This is a genomic window from Pantoea sp. CFSAN033090 (assembly GCF_001264395.1).
In the GTDB taxonomy this organism is placed as follows: domain Bacteria; phylum Pseudomonadota; class Gammaproteobacteria; order Enterobacterales; family Enterobacteriaceae; genus Pantoea; species Pantoea agglomerans.
In genome coordinates this window covers 15,016-33,615 of record NZ_LGYX01000001.1, presented here as the reverse complement: position 1 = coordinate 33,615, position 18,600 = coordinate 15,016, and the positions used below count along the sequence as shown (strand labels likewise).

Genomic DNA, 18,600 nt, shown 5'->3' with positions numbered 1-18,600 from the left:
CCGGCGTTTTTATTGTTTTTAACATGGAGCGCCGCGCGTTGTTGGCTGCGGTGGAAATCAGACGTGAACTATTCCCTTATCGACCAGGATGATCAACTGGCAGACGTGTGTCAGAAAGCGCGCCAGCACGCGGCGGTGGCCCTGGATACCGAATTTGTCCGCACCCGCACTTACTACCCTCAGCTTGGCCTGATCCAGCTGTTCGACGATCAGCAACTGGTGCTGATTGACCCGCTGAATATCCGTGACTGGTCACCCTTTATTGCCTTGCTGACCGACACCAGCGTCACCAAATTCCTGCATGCCGGGGGTGAAGATCTGGAAGTCTTCCTGCACCGTTTCGGCGTGCTGCCGACGCCCATGATCGATACCCAGATTCTGGCTGCCTTTTCTGGCCAGCCGCTCTCCTGGGGTTTTGCCTCAATGGTGGCACATTTCACTCAGGTCGAACTCGATAAAAGTGAATCACGCACGGACTGGCTGGCGCGCCCTCTGACCCAGCGTCAGTGCGAGTATGCGGCGGCGGACGTTCACTATCTGCTGCCGATTGCCCGTCAGCTGATGATCAATACGGAAGAGGCCGGCAATATGTCGGCGGCACTCAGTGAGTGCGATAACCTGTGTCAGCGTCGTCTGGATAGCCTGTCGCCGGATGAAGCCTGGCGGGATATTACCAATGCCTGGCAGTTACGTCCGCGTCAGCTGGCGGCGTTACAGCGACTGGCGGCCTGGCGTCTGAAGCTGGCGCGTGAAAAAGATATGGCCGTTAACTTTGTGGTGCGCGAAGAGCACCTGTGGAAAGTGGCGCGCTTTATGCCCGGCTCGCTGGGCGAGCTGGATCATCTGGGGCTGTCAGGCCACGAGATTCGTTTCCACGGCAAAGCCCTGGTGGCGCTGGTGGCAGAAGCTGACGCGCTGGATGAGAGCGAACTGCCGGCTCCGCTGGGCAATCTGATTGACCATCCGCACTACAAGCCAGTGTTTAAAGCGATGAAAGCGCTGGTGCAGCAGGTGAGCGAGCAGAGTGGATTCAGTCAGGAGCTACTGGCGTCACGACGTCAGATTAATCAGGTATTAAGTCAGCACTGGGGCCTGAAGCCGCAGGGACGTCAGCCGGAGTTACTCACCGGATGGCGGGGCGAACTGCTGAAACCCGGCATTGAGGAGATTCTGGCGGGTTGTTAACCGGTTAAATTTCCCCTGCCAGAGCGCAGGGGAAATTCAGCAAACGGTCAGCGTCATTTAGTCACTTCATCCGTTTCCGGCAGCGTCACGTTCAGCTCCAGAATCGAGATATCATCACCTTTCTGGTCGAGCTGAACCGTTACCATTTCTGGATCGATCTTCACATATCTGCAAATCACTTCCAGAATGTCGCGCTTAAGTTGCGGAAGATAGTGGGGCTCACTGTCGCCCCTTCTCCGTTCTGCCACGATAATCTGCAGCCTTTCCTTGGCTATATTGGCAGTGTTCTTCTTCCGGGATAAAAAGAAATCAAGTAATGCCATGGTTTATCCCCCGAACAGGCGTTTCAGGAAACCCTTCTTCTCTTCTTCGATAAAGCGGAAGGGGCGTACTTCACCGAGCAACCGTTCAACGGTATCGGCATAGGCTTTGCCAGCATCAGATTCGCCGTCAAGAATCACCGGTTCGCCCTGGTTAGAGGCACGTAACACCGATTGATCTTCAGGGATCACGCCGACCAGAGGAATGCGCAGGATCTCCAGCACATCTTCCATGCTCAGCATATCGCCACGGTTCACCCGGCCAGGGTTATAGCGGGTCAGCAGCAGATGCTCCTTCACCGGGTCCTGACTGTTTTCAGCGCGACGGGATTTGGATGAGATGATGCCGAGGATGCGGTCGGAGTCGCGGACAGAAGAGACTTCCGGGTTGGTGGTAATAATGGCTTCATCGGCAAAGTAGAGCGCCATCAGTGCGCCCGTTTCAATCCCTGCCGGTGAGTCACAGACGATGAAATCGAACTCCATCTTAGCCAAATCGTTCAGAACTTTTTCTACACCCTCACGGGTCAGCGCATCTTTATCACGGGTCTGCGACGCAGGCAGAATGTAGAGCTGCTCCGTGCGTTTGTCGCGAATCAGCGCCTGGTTCAGTGTGGCATCGCCCTGGATTACATTAACGAAGTCGTAGACCACACGGCGCTCACAGCCCATGATCAAATCCAGGTTACGCAGACCGATATCAAAATCGATCACAACTGTCTTTTTGCCTTTCTGCGCTAAACCGGTGGCGATGGCCGCGCTTGACGTGGTCTTACCAACGCCCCCTTTACCGGATGTAACTACAATAATGCGTGCCATAAATGTTGATTTCCTTAACAAAAGAAAAGGGGCCTAATTAAGTGTCTGGATAGTCAGCGCGCCATCCTGCAGGCACAGGCGCGCAGCTTTACCAAAAAATTCTTGCGGGATCTGATCCATGATCCAGTACTCTCCGGCAATCGAGACCAGCTCGGCAGCCAGGTTGGTACAGAAAATCTGGCAGTTGCGGTCACCGCTGGCACCCGCCAGGGCGCGACCGCGCATCATGCCGTAAATGTGAATATTGCCATCGGCGACCAGTTCGGCGCCGGCGCTGACGCTGCTGGTGATGATCAAATCGGCGTCACGCGCATAAATCTGCTGGCCCGAGCGCACCGGGGTGTTCACGATGCGGGTTTTCGTTGCTACCGTTTCGGTTACAGCCGGCAGTGGTTCTGGTATTGGCTGCGGCGCGGCGGCTTGCGGTCTGGCCTCTTTACCTTCTGCCAGCACGGGCAGGCCGGCACGGGCGATCATACGTTTCAGCGCTTCATCTTTGCAGCCGCTTACGCCGACAATGCGTAAACCGGTGGCGAGAACCGCCTGTTGCAACAGTTTCCAGTTAACATCGGCACTTAATGTCGAGACGTTAAGTACCACCGGCGCGTTTTTCAGGAAATCTGGAGCCTGGTCAATCTTGTCCTGGAGTGCCTTGCGAATCACCGCAGGGTCATGGTGATGCAAATGGACGACAGACAGGGTGAAACTGCTACCTTTGAATTCGATTGGCGTTTGCGACATCTGTCCCGACTCAGTCCTGTTTTCACTACCGAAAGCCTGGCGATGATAAAATCATCGTTGAAGCGCTAACGGTGAATATTCGAAGTTCTGCAAGCATGTTATAGTTACAGCTATATTCAGACAAGCCTCAACGCCGGTTAATTCGAGTAAAAAATATGTTTTGTGTGATCTACAGAAGCCCGTTACGTGACCAGACTTATCTCTATGTTGAAAAAAAGGACGATTTCTCGCGCGTTCCGGAAGAATTGCTGAAAGGCTTTGGCAAGCCGCAGCTGGCGATGGTGCTTAAGCTGGCGGGGCGGGACAGGCTGGCTAATGCGGATATCAATAAAGTTAAGCAGGGATTAAGCGAGCAGGGCTATTATTTACAGCTCCCTCCGCCGATTGAAAGTCTCCTCAACATTCATTTACAGGCCGATAAAAAACTTTAACTCGGATTCTTCTGTAAATATAAATCCTGTCGGTGCGATCCTGGCAGGGTAATATTGCCCTGATGCTGCGCAAAATTAACGGTGCAGCTTATCTGTTTCACCCCTTTTTAAATTCCCTGCTCAATTTTTTCTCCTGATTTGTACGATTATTCAGCACTTCAACGCCTGCATTTACGCTTTCTGACAAATTACGCAACCCGGACCGTTAAAAGGATCTTATTATCACGCTATGAGGTTGGCATTTCGATCAACGCATGAGCAAACATCAACCCGCCAGCAGCGCTGGCATCACACCTAACCTGAACAGGGGATGAGCATGTATCAGCATCGTAACTGGCAAGGCGCTCTGTTAGATTTTCCGGTCAGCAAAGTGGTTTGCGTCGGGAGTAATTATGCAAAGCACATTAAAGAGATGGGCAGCGCAACCCCAACCGAACCGGTGATCTTTATCAAGCCGGAAACGGCGCTGTGTGATTTGCGTCAGCCGCTCTCTATTCCCGACGCGTTTGGCGAGGTCCATCATGAAGTTGAACTGGCGGTGCTGATCGGCGCGACACTGAAGCAGGCGACCGATGCGCATGTGGCTAAGGCGATTGCAGGTTATGGCGTGGCGCTGGATCTGACACTGCGTGACCTGCAGGCCGGGCTGAAAAAAGCGGGCCAGCCGTGGGAAAAATCCAAAGGCTTTGATAACGCCTGTCCTGTCTCTGGTTTTATCCCGGTGACGGAATTCAGTGGCGATCCGCAGAACGTCGAGCTTAAATTGCTGGTGAACGGTGAAGTGCGTCAGCACGGCAACACCGAAGACATGATTCATAAAATCCTGCCGCTGATTGCCCATATGAGCCACTACTTTACGCTGCGTGCAGGCGATGTGATTCTGACCGGTACGCCAGAAGGGGTAGGCCCGATGCGCTCGGGTGATCAGCTGGAAGTTTCACTGGCGGGTCACGGCATCAGCACGCGCGTACTCTAAAAACTTGCATCACCGCCGCATAGGCTTTATAAGGTGCGGTTTAGGCACAATCCGGACAAATCATCATGACTGACACCCCTTTCTGGCAACAAAAACGCCTGGCACAAATGAGCGATGAGGAATGGGAATCCTTGTGTGATGGTTGTGGACAGTGTTGCCTGAACAAATTGCAGGACGCCGACACCGATGAGATCTACTTCACCAATGTCGCCTGTGATCAGCTCAATATTAAAACCTGCCAGTGCCGCAACTATGAGCGCCGCTTCGAGCTTGAAGAGGATTGCATCAAGTTAACGCGCGAAAATCTGACGACCTTCAACTGGCTGCCGCGCACCTGCGCCTACCGGCTGCTGGGTGAGGGCAAAGATTTACCCGTATGGCATCCGCTGCGGGCCGGTTCGAAAACAGCGATGCATGCGCAGCGTATTTCGGTGCGGTATATTGCGGTGCGTGAGAGTGAAGTGCGGGACTGGGAAGATCACATTATTGATCGCCCCGATCGCAACGGCTGAGTGCCGCGCTATCAATCGGAACAGAAAAAAGGCTGCCAGTGGCATAATGCTGGTCAGTTAAGATTAGATTTGTAAAGGCTGTCACGGTCAAACGTGGCAGCTTTTTTTCCGGGCGAGCAAGCCGCAGCGCGTGCCTGCGCACCTCTGCTGCTGCCGGGCCGTCCTCGCGCCGCTCACGCGGTACCTTCGGCTTTGACGTCGTGCCGACGAACCGTTCGGGGATCGGCCATCCCTGGCCGGCCCCGACCTGTCCACGCTTCCCGGCGTGGACTTCTGGCCCACCGTCACGCCTCAGCGCTGCGGATAGCCCTTTCAGCAGCAGAGGCGCTCAGGCCTCCACTCTCGTGCCCTTTTTAACAATACACACTGAAGTTTCAGAGCAGGCTGGTGCCGGGCAGGGGCAGGCAATCCGCAGCGCTGAACAGAATGAGTCTGCCAGGAGAGCCCGCAGGACGCGGGCGAAAGGCGGGGCGGCACAGGATGTGCCATCCCCGGCGGTCCGTCAGGCAGAGGAATGAAGTGAAGGAACCGCGCAGCGGCGCGAGGACCGCCAGCCCCTGCCCGGCACCAGACTGCGTTATCACCTGTCGCTTAACTGACCAGCATTATGCCAGTGGCAGCCTTTTTTGATCTCAGCGACCAAAGAGATCGCGGCGTTTAGGTTTCAGCGGCTGGGCTATCAGCACCAGCGCCGCGACCAGCAGATAACCGGCGAACACCACAATCATCCACTGCGGCATGCTGAGCGTCAGGAAAGTCCAGCTGCGTTCTGCACAGTCACCGCTGGCAAGAAACACCGACGGCAGCCACTTATCCAGCGGTAAGCCGCTGGGGAAGCGGGCAGCAAAATCACAGGTGGTGAAGGGGTTAGGGTGCAGCTGAATCATGGTATGTTCATAAGAGAGACGCAGACCTTCCCAGGCACTGTAGATCCACAACGCCAGCGCCGCCAGACGCAACGGCGATTTTGGCGCAATCGCACCAACCAGACCCGCGCCCAGCACACCAAACAGCGCATTGCGCTCATAAATACACATCACGCAGGGCTTCAGGCCCATTACGTGCTGAAAAAAGAGTGCTGTCAATTCCAGTGCAAGTGCAGTCAGTGCCAGTAGTAACCAGGCTCCGCGACCACGTGAGCATTGATTCAGATATCGCAACATATTGCATTCCCTGTAAACGTTAATGCCACGCAGTGTAAACCAAAAGCGTTTGCAAACCAGCCAGGGACAGGGAAAAATCGTGTGCAAACATGACCTGATTCTGATCCAGAGCAGGTTAAATGAGGATAAGCCAGACCTTATCTGCAGAACGACCGTCAGTGAAGAGCGGGGAGATCCGCAGCGGCGACAGAGGCGATCGCATGCGGCAGGAGGCGAAACGGCAGACGCGGGTTATATGCTGTCAAAGTCCTGCGCTTTCAGGGTGGCTGAACGCTGACACTCCGCGGTGCTGTGGCACGCGCTATTTCAGCGCAGAAAGTCGTTCAGCCCGCCCGTGATCCTGAAGCCGCTGATACTGCGGTCAGGCATGCGGAAATATGCGCCTGCGCCCGGTTTTAATGGTTACGCAGGCTATATCCGCTATAGGGCGTCTGGTATGATGAGTGCCCATCATGATTAGAAAAGCAACGAGAACACATTGCTATGGTTATAAAGGCTCAGAGTCCAGCGGGATTTGCTGAAGAGTATATTATTGAAAGCATCTGGAACAGTCGCTTTCCGCCAGGGTCGATTCTTCCTGCTGAGCGTGAGCTTTCTGAATTGATTGGGGTGACGCGCACCACCTTGCGTGAAGTGCTGCAGCGCCTGGCGCGCGATGGCTGGCTGACTATTCAGCATGGTAAACCAACACGGGTGAACGATTTCTGGGAGACGTCCGGCCTGAATATTCTGGAAACGCTGGCCCGTCTCGATCACGACAGCGTTCCGGTGCTGATCGACAACCTGCTGTCGGTACGCAGCAACATTTCATCGATCTTTATCAGCCGTGCGCTGCGCCATCATCCGGACAAAGCACGCGAAGTGCTGGAAACCGTCAGTGCGGCTGCCGATCAGGCTGATGCCTATACCGAACTCGACTACCGGGTGTTCCGCGGTCTGGCGTTTGCGTCAGGTAACCCGATTTACGGTCTGATTCTGAATGGCCTGAAAGGGCTCTATACCCGCGTTGGCCGCCACTACTTCTCTAATCCGGAAGCCCGTCAGGTCGCGCGCGATTTCTATCTCAAACTGCTGGAACTGTGCGACAAAGAGCCCGGACAGGATGAGATTGTGGACGTGGTGCGCAACTACGGCCGCCGCAGCGGTGAAATCTGGCACAGTATGCAGAAGAATCTGCCTGACGATCTCGGCAGTAAGCGTTAAAAAAAACCGGACATCGCGTCCGGTTTTTTGTTTTTATCCCATCAGAGTGATGAACCACGTGGTGGATTACGATCCAGCAGCTCTACGCTGCCATCCTCGTTCTGCTGTTCCAGAATCACATCAAATCCCCACAGACGATGCACATGCTTCAGCACCTCGCGACGGCTTTTATCCAGCGGCGTGCGGCTCTGCGGCACATAGCGCAGAGTCAGCGAACGGTCACCGCGCAGATCGACGTTATAGACCTGAATATTCGGTTCGAGATTACTCAGGTTGTACTGCGCGGAGAGCTGCTGGCGAATCGCCCGGTAGCCCGCCTCATCGTGGATCGCGGCGATTTCGAGATAGTTGTTGCGGTCATCATCCAGTACGGTAAACAGACGGAAATCGCGCATGACTTTCGGCGACAGGAACTGGCTGATAAAACTCTCATCCTTGAACTCGCGCATCGCAAAATGCAGCGTTTCCAGCCAGTCGGAACCGGCGATATCCGGGAACCAGTAGCGATCCTCCTCGGTCGGCGACTGACAGATACGCTTGATATCCTGCATCATCGCGAACCCTAAAGCATAGGGGTTGATGCCGTTATACCACTGACTGTTATAGGGCGGCTGAAACACGACGTTGGTGTGGCTGTGCAGGAACTCCATCATAAAGCGTTCCGACACTTTGCCTTCATCATAGAGGTGATTGAGGATGGTGTAGTGCCAGAATGTCGCCCAGCCTTCATTCATTACCTGGGTCTGTTTCTGCGGATAGAAATACTGGCTCACCTTGCGCACAATACGCAGGATCTCACGTTGCCATGACTCCAGCAGCGGGGCGTTTTTCTCCATAAAATAGAGCAGGTTTTCCTGCGGCTCAGAGGGATAGCGCGCGGCTTCAAAGGTCACGGTCTCTTTCTCACGCCGTGGCAGCGTTCGCCACAGGGTGTTCACCTGACTTTGCAGATACTCCTCACGGCTTTTCTGCCGCGCCTTCTCCTCCTGCAGAGAGATCTTCTGCGGGCGCTTATAGCGATCGACGCCATAATTCATTAAGGCATGGCAGGAGTCGAGCAAGCGCTCTACCTCTTCGACGCCATAGCGCTCTTCGCAGTCACTGATATAGTTTTTGGCGAACAACAGGTAATCGACAATCGACCCGGCATCCGTCCAGCTGCGGAACAGATAGTTATTTTTAAAGAAAGAGTTATGGCCATAGCAGGCATGCGCCATCACCAGCGCCTGCATGGTCATGGTGTTCTCTTCCATCAGGTAGGCGATGCAGGGATTAGAGTTGATGACAATCTCATAGGCCAGACCCTGCTGACCATGCTTATAACGCTGTTCGGTCTCGATAAACTTTTTGCCGAATGACCAGTGTGAATAGTTGATTGGCATGCCGACGCTGGAGTAGGCATCCATCATCTGTTCAGAGGTAATCACTTCGATTTGGTGCGGGTAGGTATCAAGCCGGTAGAGTTTAGCAACCCGGTCGATCTCGGCTAAGTAGACATCAAGCAGTTCGAATGTCCAGTCTGGTCCGTCATTGAGTCGTTTGCTGTCTCTGATGGCTTCGTCAAAGATTGTCGTCATAGCGCACCTCTTTTTTGCAAACCGGCTGACCCGAAAGACAACCCGTTCTGGTTATTTAAGGCTTCATCCTGAAAAAGGGAACCCGAAAAAAACTGAGCGAACACAACAATGATAGCCCACTGTCGCTTATCCGAAATGCGAACTCAAACGAATTCTTTGGCACAAAATCATTAAGAGTGGTGCGGCAGAGAATTTAACAGCCTTTAATACTAGCCTTATTATAAATTGCGGAATCTAATCCTGTTTATAAGCGGAATGTATGGGGTTGAATGAATCTCCTGCAACAGGCAGATTTAACTGCCTTCGTTGTCATTTATTTCTGTGTTTAAGGATTAAGACGCATAAAGCGCTGAAATTGGCCGCGCGACAAGATTTTAGTTACCTGAAAAGTAAAAAAGATGTGAAATGGATGGTGAAATTCTGTGGTGGTGTCCGCTATGTAAATCCGCTGACTATCATCAGTTGAACAGTGAATTATGCTTTTACAGGTCGGGTGGGGGAGCTATGCACGTTGTAATTCTTGGAAGTGGTGTGGTCGGGGTGGCAAGTGCCTGGTATCTGGCACGTGCCGGACATCAGGTGACGGTCATTGATCGTCAGCCCGCCGCAGCGATGGAGACCAGTGCAGGGAATGCCGGTCAGATCTCTCCGGGTTATGCCGCACCCTGGGCAGCGCCCGGCGTGCCATTGAAAGCGGTGAAGTGGATGTTTCAGCGCCACGCGCCGCTGGCTATCCGGCTGGATGGCAGTAGTTTTCAGCTGGAGTGGATGTGGCACATGCTGCGCAACTGCGACATCAATCACTATCAGCAGAACAAAAGCCGCATGGTGCGGATTGCTGAATATAGCCGTGACTGTCTGAAAGCGTTGCGCAGTGAAACCGGCATCGCCTATGAGGGCCGTCAGGGCGGGACGCTGCAACTGTTCCGTACCCAGCAGCAGTTCGACAGCGCCAGCAAAGATATTGCGGTGCTGCGCGACGCGGGCGTGCCCTATGAGCTGCTGCAGGCGCATGAACTGTCTCGCGTTGAACCGGCACTGGCGGCAACTCAGCATAAACTCACCGGCGGATTACGCCTGCCCAATGATGAAACCGGCGACTGTCAGCTCTTTACTCAGCGGCTGGCAAAAATGGCCGAAGAGGCGGGCGTAGTCTTCCGCTTTAATACTCCGGTCGACCACCTGCTGCGCGATGGCAATCGCATCTATGGCGTGAAGTGCGGTGATGAGATCATCAAGGCGGACAGCTATGTGGTGGCGTTTGGTTCCTACTCGACCGCGCTGTTAAAAAATGTCATCGATATTCCGGTCTATCCGCTGAAAGGCTATTCACTCACTATTCCGATTAAAAATCCTGACGCCGCACCGGTTTCAACTATCCTGGATGAGACCTATAAAGTGGCGGTGACGCGGTTTGACGATCGTATTCGTGTCGGCGGGATGGCGGAAATTGTTGGTTTTAACACCAAACTCACCGAAGCGCGGCGGGAAACGCTGGAGATGGTGGTCAGTGATCTCTATCCTGAAGGCGGTCATCTCGCGCAGGCGAGTTTCTGGACCGGTCTGCGTCCGATGACGCCAGACGGTACGCCGATTGTGGGCGCCACACCGATCTCTAATCTCTGGCTCAATACCGGTCACGGTACGCTGGGCTGGACGATGGCGTGTGGTTCTGGTCAGTTGCTGGCCGATCTCATCTCCGGTAAAAAGCCGGCCATTGCGGCGGATGACTTAGCGGTGTTCCGCTACTTACCCGGTTTCGCGGCGACCTCATCGCCGCTGCGTAAAGCCAACGCAACTCGTTAAGTATTCAGGGAGAGAGAGGATGTCACGTCCGATTGTCGCTACCATCAACCAGCAGGCGTTACGTCATAACCTGACTGTTGTTCGCCAGGCGGCACCCGCCTCCCGCGTCTGGTCAGTGGTGAAAGCTAATGCTTATGGCCATGGCATTGATCGCGTGCGCGAGGCGTTATCTGCCACTGACGGCTTCGCGTTTCTTAATATGGAAGAGGCGATCCAGCTGCGCGAACAGGGCTGGAAAAAGCCGATTCTGCTGCTGGAAGGTTTCTTCCAGCCAGAGGATTTGCAGCTGATTGACCGTTATCGTCTCACCACCAGCGTACACAGTAACTGGCAAATCAACGCGCTGGCCAGTGCCAGACTTGCAGCACCGGTTGATATCTATCTCAAAATGAACAGCGGGATGAACCGGCTGGGTTTTCGCCCGGAACAGGTCAACGGTGCATGGCAAAAGCTGCGGGCGCTGAGCACGGTAGGTGAGATGACGCTGATGGCCCATTTTGCCGATGCGGAAAATCCGCAGGGTCTGATTGCGCCATTGCAGCGCGTAGAGCAGGCGGCTGAGGGGCTGAACTGTCCGCGATCGCTCTCCAACTCCGCCTGCACCCTGTGGCATCCTGAAGCGCACTTTGACTGGGTCCGTCCCGGCATCATTCTGTATGGCGCGTCGCCCAGCGGTGACTGGCAGGACATTGCAGGCAGTGGCCTTAAGCCGGTGATGACCTTAAGCAGTGAGATTATTGCGGTCCAGCAGCTACAGGCGGGCGATGGAGTGGGTTACGGCTACCGCTATCAAGCCAGTGCAGCGCAGCGAATTGGCGTGGTGGCCTGTGGCTACGCGGATGGCTATCCACGGCATGCCCCGACGGGTACGCCCGTCTGTGTCGATGGTGTGATGACTCAGGTGGTTGGTGCGGTTTCGATGGATATGATCACCGTCGACTTGACCCCCTGTCCCCAGGCCGGTATTGGCTCAGCCGTGGAGCTGTGGGGTGAGCAGGTGAAAATCGATCAGGTGGCAAAAGCGGCCGGAACGGTAGGGTACGAGCTGATGTGTGCGCTGGCACCCCGCGTTCCGGTAACCGTTATTTAAGCGCGGTCAGGCTGCCGCGCATCTTTCTGCTGCAGCGCCAGGCGATAAAGGCCAGCGCTGCACCCAGCAGCATCATCAGACTCAGCGACAGCTTCTCCGCCACCGGCAGCGCCACAATGACCAGGCTGCCTGACGCGCCACCGGCCATCTGAATGAATCCCTGCAAGGCGGACGCCACGCCCGCCTGTTGCTGATAGGGCTCCAGCGCATAGCTGGTGGCCGGTCCTACCGTAAAGGCCAGCCCGGCAACTGAAACGGCCACCGGGAACATGTAAAGCGCCCAGTGCGTCTGCATCTCCGCCGGGAAGATCTGCATCCCCGCAACCAGCAGCACCGCGCCCAGCAGCATAGTGAAGAATCCCATCGCCAGGCAGAAAGGGCGACCCGCTTTGCGAATCGCTTTATTCACGAACATGCTGACAAACATGATCCAGAAACCGTTGGCGCCAAAAGCAAAAGAGAACTGGATTGGCGTCAGCCCGCCTTCGGTCATTAATACCTGCGGTGCCAGCGACACGTAGGTCAGCACCATGCCCAGCGCACCGGCATTGGCGAACGCGAACGCCAGAAAGCGCGGCTGACGCAGGATCGCGGCATACTGTTTAATCGGTAATCCTTTCACCCGCAGGGTATCCGCCGGGCGCGTCTCTGGCAGCCAGATAATCACCAGCAGCGTAATCAGCACGCCGTAGGCGCAGAGAAACCAGAAGGGTGCGCGCCAGTCAAAGGCGCTGGCCAGCAAACCGCCCAGCAGCGGAGCCAGGGCCGGGACGATGTTTAATGCGCCATTCAGGAAGCCATATGCACGGGCGGCATCATCACCGCTCAGGCGGTCACGCACGCCGCTAAAGGCCACGACCGCGCTGCAGCAGACGCCACAGCCCTGCACCAGGCGGGCAAGGACGAACAGCGGGAATGAGGTGGCGGTGGCGGCGATGGCACTCCCCGTGATGTAAAGCGCCAGGCCCAGCAGGGCAATCGGCTTACGGCCATAGTTGTCCACCAGCGGGCCGGTCACCAGTTGTCCCAGCCCCATAATCAGCAGAAACAGGGGAATGGTGGTTTGCACCAGATTAACCGGCGTATCCAGCCCTTCTGCGATTTGTGGCAGCGTGGGCAAATAGAGATCGATGCCTAAGGGTGCCAGCAGCACCAGGCTTAATAACAGCAGAGTAAATTTTTGCATAACAACCAGAGGGTAAGCGTTCTGTTTAAAAACGATCGCAGAGGGTAATGATTCAGCGGCAAAAAAGATAGAGGAAGTCGTGCGGAAAGTGCGATGCCTGCTGTAAACAGGCATCGCCGAGGTCTGATTAGTAAGCGCCGTCGCGGCGTAACACCACGCCTGCGGTTTTGAACAGGATCGCGATATCGGTCCAGAGCGCCCAGTTTTTGACATACCAGGAGTCAAAATAGACGCGGGTATCATAGTCGATATCGTTACGTCCGCTGACCTGCCACAGACCGGTCATACCCGGCTTGGCCATCAGGTAGTAGTCGACATCACCGGCATAACGCTCCAGCTCAGCTTCAATCACCGGACGCGGACCAACCAGGCTCATCTCGCCACGAATCACGTTCCACAGCTGTGGCAACTCGTCCAGGCTGGTTTTACGCAGGAAACTACCAATCCGGGTCACGCGCGGGTCATTCTTCAGTTTGAAATCTTTGTCCCACTCAATCCGCGCCTCTTCGCTGGTTGCCAGTAATTTCTCCAGCACCTCTTTGGAATTGGTCACCATGGAACGGAATTTCAGACATTTGAATTTTTTGCCATTCTGGCCCACACGCTCGTGACCATAAATGGCATTGCCGCCATCACGTTTTACCATATAACAGAGCAGGGCGAAGATTGGGCCGAGGAACAGCAGCAGCATCGACGCCACCACGATATCAAAGGCACGCTTCATGAAACGGGAGGAGTGTTTCGCCAGGTTGTTGCTGACACGCAGAATCATCACTTCATGGCTGAAGATAAAGGACATGTCGGTGCCGTAAAGCGGCACGCCGCGCAGCGTCGGGATCACTGAAACTGAACGGCAGTTCATCTTCGACAGGAATTTCAGCCAGCGATCGCGCATCGGCTGCTGCTCATACTCCATAGCCACAATAAACTGCACGTTGTCACGGTCAATGGTCTGCCAGTTAATATCTTTCCAGGTGATCACCGGCACGCCATTCACGCTCTGCTGAGCCGGAACATCATCGACCGAGATAAAGGCCTGTACGTTGTAGCCCAGGATCTCTTCACTCTGCAGCGCCGCGTAAGCTTCGGTGGCGTTTCTGCCGGAGCCAATAATGATGGTCTCTTTCTGCCACTGACCCGCCTTGTGAATGGCGCGTTTAACCAGAGCACGCATCAGCGGCAGCAGCAGCAGGGCATATGTCCAGCTGAAGACCCACACCATGCGGGAGAAATCCCATTTAGAGAAGGCGATCAGCGCGAGGTCGAGCAGCGAGAAAACAAATAATGTTTTAATGATCTCTTTCAGCTCAAACCAGAAGGGTTTGCGATAGGTATAGTGACGCAGGCGTACCCAGAACCAGCCGGTACACATGACTGACATAATAAACTGTGCCACAAAACGATATTCAATTTGATGAGGTGGAATAAAGGTATCCAGCTCGCCCCAAATACCCTGTATCGTCGCGGCAGATAAAAACAGTGCGAGGTTAAGTGCAATCAGATCGGAAAAGCTCAGGGCGAATTTCACGATGATATTTTTACGCGTGCCGCTCCACGAGCGGCTCGGGCTATTCATTATCAATGTACTTGCCATAAAACCTGCTCTCTTTCTCAAGTAAAAGATGGCCTGACCAGAATCATGTACGCGCTCAGGGGTGGGCTTCTGAAAAATTAAAAAATAATTTTCAGTCTGTTGCAGTCAGTAAAGCCAGTGCAGCTGCAAAAAAGATAACGGCTAAAGCGTGATAGTACTCACGAAATGTTGCAGCATTGAGAATGAGTATGCAGGAGTTATTTGACAGAGTTAATACGGAAAAAATCTGAAAACATCAAAAGTGATTAAAGTTTTAAATGGCTAAGTTTTGGTTTTTACTGGATAAAATAAGGCGGGGGTTGGTTATAACCAAACTGTTTAAGACGCTTTTTAGGAATTACCGCCAAATCTTACGACTGGCGGTAGTGATAACGGACTCAGGCAGGTTTTTTTAAAATCCAGCGGTCCTGCTGTTTATCGTAATGACCAATCTGCAGATCCACCGGTTCTCCGTCAATCCATGCCGGGACGCTTGTATCGCGATCCCAGCCATCAAGTTGGGTAATTAAGCCGGGATTGGTGTGACAGGGGATGCTGACGGTGTCGAGGTTCTCACTGTCAAGATCGGCATCAACAATCTCATAACGACCAATTTTAACCACGTGTCCCATTCATTTCTCCCGTTTTTGCTGGCATAGACTTTTAAGCTTAGCGTATCGACAGAAAATAACGTGGCTGAATGATTAGGATTATTCCTTCTCTTCAGCCGGGCGGACACCAATCTTCACAATACGGTTATCCTCTTTCTCCGCGACGGTCCACGTCAGCTGATTCCACTCAACCTGATCGCCAACCACCGGCGCGCCGCCCAGCATACTCAGCACCAGTTGTCCCAGCGACTGCTGATCGTTGGTGTTCTCATCCAGTTCCAGTCCGTAAATCTGCGCAATATCGCGCAGGCGAGCTTCAGCATCCAGAATAAAGTCACCAAAGAAACGCTGGTCCAGGGAAACCGGCGGCGACTGGCTGAACATTTTACCCAGCGCTGGCAGATCGCGCTCACGGCCAATCACGCAGATGACGTCGTTCTCCCTGAGTCGCGTCCCATCATTCGGATGCATCAGCACATTGTCACGGAACAGGGCGGCGATGCGGGTCTCACGTGGCATCTGCAGGTCACGCAGTGCGGCACCGATGCACCACTTGTCAGCGCTGAGCTGGTAGACAAACTGCTCCCACGGATTTTCGGGGTGGATATCCAGACCGATACGGCTGATAGGCGATGCGGTAGGCGGCACCACCACTTTGGCTTTTTTCGCTGCAAAGCCCAGCGAGGTGCCCTGCAACATCAGGGAGACCAGCACCACAAAGAAGGCGATATTAAAATAGAGCGACGCGTTTTCTAATCCGGCCATCATCGGGAAGACCGCAAGGATAATCGGTACCGCGCCGCGTAAACCGACCCAGCTGATAAAGACGCGTTCGCGTGTGGTAAAACTGCGAAACGGCAGCAGACCAATAAAGACCGACAGTGGGCGCGCCACCAGAATCAGCCATAGCGAGAGGATCATCGCCGGAACCGCGATATGCCACAAATCAGACGGGGTTACCAGCAGTCCCAGCACGATGAACATGCCAATCTGACTCAGCCACGCCATGCCGTCAAATGTCTGCAGAATGCCGTGACGGTTGCGAATCGGCCTGTTGCCCAGTAAAAAGCCGCACAGATAGACCGCCAGGATGCCGCTGCCCTCTAATACCGTGGTCAGGGCGAACACCAGAATGCCGCCACTCAACGCCAGCAGCGGATAGAGCCCACCGGCCAGACTGATACGGTTAATCAGCTGCTGCAGCGCCCAGCCGCCGCCCAGGCCCAGCACGATACCCAGACCAAACTGCTGCACCAGATGCACCAGGAACATCCAGTCAAGGCCGCTGCGGCCCTGTTCGATCATCTCAATCAGCGTAATGGTCAGGAACACCGCCATCGGATCGTTACTGCCCGATTCAATCTCCAGCGTGGAGCTGACGCGCTCATTCAGGCCTTTGTCACCCAGCAGTGAGAAGACGGCGGCGGCATCCGTGGAGCCGATAATCGCGCCAATCAGGAAGCCCTGCATCATATCCAGGTTAAACAACCAGGCGGCGACCACACCGGTTAAGCCTGCGGTAATCATGACCCCGACGGTCGCCAGCGACAGCGCTGGCCCCAGAGCAACTTTAAATGAGCTGGCTTTGGTCCGCATGCCGCCATCCAGCAGGATAATCGCCAGCGCCAGGTTCGAGATTAAGTAAGCCGCCGGATAGTTATCAAAGGCGATGCCGCCGATACCATCAACCCCGGTCAGCATGCCGAGAGCGAGGAAGATCACCAGAATGGGGATACCCAGTCTGGATGAGAAAGAGCTGAGCAGAATGCTCGATGCGACCAGCACGGAACCGATGATAAACAGACTGTAGACAATAGTGTGGTTCAAACCCGATCTCCTGAGATATGACAGTGCGGTGCAGCGACTGGTGACAAATATCCATGCTATCTCTGAAAGATAATGTTTTATCAAGGAGTTGTCATTGTGAAAATGATCATTATACGAATTGCTTAACAGCGTATGGAATCAGATTAATGTGAAGAATGAGGGGGTTGGCAGGCAAGCGGCAGAAAACAGACTGTTTTAGCAGGTTATTCGGAAGATAAAAAAAGCCGGCGATGAGCCGGCTTAGTGCATCAGGCTTCCGTTGCCTGTTTATGGAACAGCGATCGGAACACCGGGTAGATATCTTCCGGCTCACGAATGTGTTCGATAGCAAAGTTATCGAACGTCGACTGCAGATGCTCATACTCGCGCCACAGCGTCTGATGTGCACGGCGGGTAATCTCGATATAACTGTAATAGCGCACCACCGGCAGAATATGCTTCGCCAGGATCTCGTGACAGAGCGGTGAATCGTCGGCCCAGTTATCGCCATCTGACGCCTGCGCAGCATAGATATTCCACTGCGCCGGGTCATAGCGCTCTTTCACCACCTCATCCATGAGTTTCAGCGCACTCGAAACGATGGTGCCACCGGTCTCCTGAGAGTAGAAGAACTCCTGTTCATCCACCTCTTTAGCCTGCGTGTGATGACGAATATAAACCACATCGACATTCTTGTAGGTGCGGCTCAGGAACAGGTAGAGCAGGATATAGAAGCGTTTCGCCATATCCTTGGTGGCCTGATCCATGGATCCGGATACATCCATCAGACAGAACATCACCGCCTGGCTGGAAGGCTCCGGTCGTTTCTCAAAGTTTTTGTAGCGCAGGTCGAAGGTGTCGATAAAAGGCACCCGTTCGATACGCGCCCGCAACTCGGCGATCTCTTTGCGCAGCCGCTCCTCCTCCAGAAGCTGAGCCGGTTCAGAGTTCTCAATCTCCAGCAGCGTTTCTTCCAGTTCGTGCAGCATCCGGCGTTTACCCGCGGTCATCGCCGTACGACGCGCCAGCGAGTTCTGCAGCGAACGTACGACGCTGATATTGGCAGGCACACCGTTGGAGGTGAAGCCGGCACGGTGGGTCTTATACTCATTCAACTGGCGATGCTGGTTCCGGCGCAGGTTAGGCAGGGCGAGATCTTCAAACAGCAGGTCCAGATACTCATCTTTCGATATCTGAAAGACAAACTCATCCTGACCTTCACCATCCTGACTGGCATTGCCCTGGCCACTGCCGCTGCCGCCACCACCCTGCGGTCGCTCGACCCGGTCATTCTGCACAAAATGGTCGTTGCCCGGATGGACCCGATGGCGGTTGCCGCCGCGTCCCTGATGGAAAATTGGCTCATTGATGTCGTCAATCGGGATAGAGACAGACTCACCGCTGCTTACATCGGTCACCGAGCGTTTATTGATGGCCTCGGAGATCGACTGCTTAATTTGCGACTTATAACGGCGCAAGAAGCGCTGGCGGTTTACCGCGCTCTTGTTTTTGCCGTTGAGTCGGCGATCGATGAAATAGGCCATGGTATTCCCCCAAACTACATTGTAAGCAGGCCGGGCGAACCCGACCTTGTCAGACCG

The 18,600-nt window shown here is 54.4% G+C and carries 17 protein-coding genes; 7 read left to right on the top strand and 10 right to left on the bottom strand.

Going from position 1 to position 18,600, the window contains the following annotated elements; genetic code table 11:
• Positions 1 to 63 precede the first annotated feature (63 nt).
• A complete protein-coding gene (gene rnd, locus AFL22_RS00155) occupies positions 64 to 1,185 on the top strand; it encodes a ribonuclease D (protein ID WP_052270521.1) in 1,122 nt (373 codons plus the stop codon).
• Positions 1,186 to 1,238: 53 nt separating this feature from the next.
• Here the strand turns inward: rnd and minE are convergent, their stop codons facing one another.
• Genes minE through minC form a run of 3 tightly spaced genes read right to left on the bottom strand, consistent with a single transcriptional unit; the run spans position 1,239 to position 3,065 of the window.
• Positions 1,239 to 1,508 (bottom strand): cell division topological specificity factor MinE, encoded by a 270-nt coding sequence (minE, locus tag AFL22_RS00150; RefSeq protein WP_008925314.1) that lies wholly within the window; start codon positions 1,506 to 1,508, stop codon positions 1,239 to 1,241.
• A 3-nt stretch (positions 1,509 to 1,511) separates the two neighbouring features.
• The gene (gene minD, locus AFL22_RS00145) at positions 1,512 to 2,324 is read right to left on the bottom strand and encodes a septum site-determining protein MinD (RefSeq protein ID WP_010260569.1); all 813 of its coding nucleotides are present in this window, start codon (positions 2,322 to 2,324) and stop codon (positions 1,512 to 1,514) included.
• A 33-nt stretch (positions 2,325 to 2,357) separates the two neighbouring features.
• The gene (gene minC / locus AFL22_RS00140) at positions 2,358 to 3,065 is read right to left on the bottom strand and encodes a septum site-determining protein MinC (protein ID WP_010260571.1); all 708 of its coding nucleotides are present in this window, start codon (positions 3,063 to 3,065) and stop codon (positions 2,358 to 2,360) included.
• A 155-nt stretch (positions 3,066 to 3,220) separates the two neighbouring features.
• Here minC and AFL22_RS00135 point away from each other — a divergent pair, with 155 nt between their 5' ends.
• The 3 genes from AFL22_RS00135 (at position 3,221) to AFL22_RS00125 (ending at position 4,984) form a co-directional block, all read left to right on the top strand.
• The gene (locus tag AFL22_RS00135) at positions 3,221 to 3,496 is read left to right on the top strand and encodes a YcgL domain-containing protein (protein ID WP_010260572.1); all 276 of its coding nucleotides are present in this window, start codon (positions 3,221 to 3,223) and stop codon (positions 3,494 to 3,496) included.
• A gap of 316 nt (positions 3,497 to 3,812) precedes the next feature.
• Positions 3,813 to 4,472 carry a fumarylacetoacetate hydrolase family protein gene (locus AFL22_RS00130; RefSeq protein WP_010260576.1) on the top strand — a complete coding sequence of 220 codons (660 nt, stop codon included), beginning with the start codon at positions 3,813 to 3,815 and terminating at the stop codon, positions 4,470 to 4,472.
• Positions 4,473 to 4,537: 65 nt separating this feature from the next.
• Positions 4,538 to 4,984, top strand: coding sequence for a YcgN family cysteine cluster protein (locus AFL22_RS00125; protein WP_010260578.1), 447 nt, complete (start codon positions 4,538 to 4,540; stop codon positions 4,982 to 4,984).
• 632 nt (positions 4,985 to 5,616) lie between these two features.
• Here the strand turns inward: AFL22_RS00125 and dsbB are convergent.
• A complete protein-coding gene (dsbB, locus tag AFL22_RS00120; RefSeq protein WP_010260580.1) occupies positions 5,617 to 6,147 on the bottom strand; it encodes a disulfide bond formation protein DsbB in 531 nt (176 codons plus the stop codon).
• Between the two features lie 483 nt (positions 6,148 to 6,630).
• Between dsbB and fadR the strand changes: the two genes are divergently transcribed.
• A complete protein-coding gene (gene fadR, locus AFL22_RS00115) occupies positions 6,631 to 7,350 on the top strand; it encodes a fatty acid metabolism transcriptional regulator FadR (RefSeq protein WP_010670276.1) in 720 nt (239 codons plus the stop codon).
• 41 nt (positions 7,351 to 7,391) lie between these two features.
• Here the strand turns inward: fadR and AFL22_RS00110 are convergent, their stop codons facing one another.
• Positions 7,392 to 8,927: a SpoVR family protein gene (locus tag AFL22_RS00110; RefSeq protein ID WP_010260586.1), complete on the bottom strand. Its 1,536-nt coding sequence runs from the start codon at positions 8,925 to 8,927 to the stop codon at positions 7,392 to 7,394.
• 504 nt (positions 8,928 to 9,431) lie between these two features.
• On the opposite strand from AFL22_RS00110, the gene AFL22_RS00105 reads away from it, so the two are divergent.
• Positions 9,432 to 10,733: a D-amino acid dehydrogenase gene (locus AFL22_RS00105; protein WP_052270520.1), complete on the top strand. Its 1,302-nt coding sequence runs from the start codon at positions 9,432 to 9,434 to the stop codon at positions 10,731 to 10,733.
• A gap of 19 nt (positions 10,734 to 10,752) precedes the next feature.
• Complete coding sequence (gene dadX, locus AFL22_RS00100) at positions 10,753 to 11,823, top strand: catabolic alanine racemase DadX (protein WP_052270519.1); 1,071 nt, start codon at positions 10,753 to 10,755, stop codon at positions 11,821 to 11,823.
• Here dadX and AFL22_RS00095 read toward each other — a convergent pair.
• From AFL22_RS00095 to AFL22_RS00075, 5 genes are all read right to left on the bottom strand, one after another.
• A complete protein-coding gene (locus AFL22_RS00095; RefSeq protein ID WP_033779053.1) occupies positions 11,816 to 13,009 on the bottom strand; it encodes a multidrug effflux MFS transporter in 1,194 nt (397 codons plus the stop codon). The genes dadX and AFL22_RS00095 overlap by 8 nt on opposite strands.
• Positions 13,010 to 13,136: 127 nt before the next feature.
• Complete coding sequence (gene wbaP, locus AFL22_RS00090; protein WP_029519111.1) at positions 13,137 to 14,603, bottom strand: undecaprenyl-phosphate galactose phosphotransferase WbaP; 1,467 nt, start codon at positions 14,601 to 14,603, stop codon at positions 13,137 to 13,139.
• A gap of 377 nt (positions 14,604 to 14,980) precedes the next feature.
• The gene (locus tag AFL22_RS00085; protein WP_010260598.1) at positions 14,981 to 15,214 is read right to left on the bottom strand and encodes a DUF1480 family protein; all 234 of its coding nucleotides are present in this window, start codon (positions 15,212 to 15,214) and stop codon (positions 14,981 to 14,983) included.
• A gap of 78 nt (positions 15,215 to 15,292) precedes the next feature.
• Positions 15,293 to 17,020 carry a potassium/proton antiporter gene (locus tag AFL22_RS00080; protein WP_010670274.1) on the bottom strand — a complete coding sequence of 576 codons (1,728 nt, stop codon included), beginning with the start codon at positions 17,018 to 17,020 and terminating at the stop codon, positions 15,293 to 15,295.
• A 248-nt stretch (positions 17,021 to 17,268) separates the two neighbouring features.
• The gene (locus AFL22_RS00075) at positions 17,269 to 18,543 is read right to left on the bottom strand and encodes a YeaH/YhbH family protein (protein WP_010670273.1); all 1,275 of its coding nucleotides are present in this window, start codon (positions 18,541 to 18,543) and stop codon (positions 17,269 to 17,271) included.
• Positions 18,544 to 18,600: the final 57 nt, after the last annotated feature.

Coding starts and splice junctions, on each gene's coding strand:
- dsbB (WP_010260580.1), bottom strand. CDS start 6,147: ATGTTGCGATATCTGAATCAATGCTCACGTGGTCGCGGAGCCTGGTTA.
- AFL22_RS00085 (WP_010260598.1), bottom strand. CDS start 15,214: ATGGGACACGTGGTTAAAATTGGTCGTTATGAGATTGTTGATGCCGAT.
- AFL22_RS00110 (WP_010260586.1), bottom strand. CDS start 8,927: ATGACGACAATCTTTGACGAAGCCATCAGAGACAGCAAACGACTCAAT.
- AFL22_RS00130 (WP_010260576.1), top strand. CDS start 3,813: ATGTATCAGCATCGTAACTGGCAAGGCGCTCTGTTAGATTTTCCGGTC.
- AFL22_RS00075 (WP_010670273.1), bottom strand. CDS start 18,543: ATGGCCTATTTCATCGATCGCCGACTCAACGGCAAAAACAAGAGCGCG.
- wbaP (WP_029519111.1), bottom strand. CDS start 14,603: ATGGCAAGTACATTGATAATGAATAGCCCGAGCCGCTCGTGGAGCGGC.
- AFL22_RS00135 (WP_010260572.1), top strand. CDS start 3,221: ATGTTTTGTGTGATCTACAGAAGCCCGTTACGTGACCAGACTTATCTC.
- AFL22_RS00095 (WP_033779053.1), bottom strand. CDS start 13,009: ATGCAAAAATTTACTCTGCTGTTATTAAGCCTGGTGCTGCTGGCACCC.
- minE (WP_008925314.1), bottom strand. CDS start 1,508: ATGGCATTACTTGATTTCTTTTTATCCCGGAAGAAGAACACTGCCAAT.
- dadX (WP_052270519.1), top strand. CDS start 10,753: ATGTCACGTCCGATTGTCGCTACCATCAACCAGCAGGCGTTACGTCAT.
- minC (WP_010260571.1), bottom strand. CDS start 3,065: ATGTCGCAAACGCCAATCGAATTCAAAGGTAGCAGTTTCACCCTGTCT.
- fadR (WP_010670276.1), top strand. CDS start 6,631: ATGGTTATAAAGGCTCAGAGTCCAGCGGGATTTGCTGAAGAGTATATT.
- minD (WP_010260569.1), bottom strand. CDS start 2,324: ATGGCACGCATTATTGTAGTTACATCCGGTAAAGGGGGCGTTGGTAAG.
- AFL22_RS00125 (WP_010260578.1), top strand. CDS start 4,538: ATGACTGACACCCCTTTCTGGCAACAAAAACGCCTGGCACAAATGAGC.
- AFL22_RS00105 (WP_052270520.1), top strand. CDS start 9,432: ATGCACGTTGTAATTCTTGGAAGTGGTGTGGTCGGGGTGGCAAGTGCC.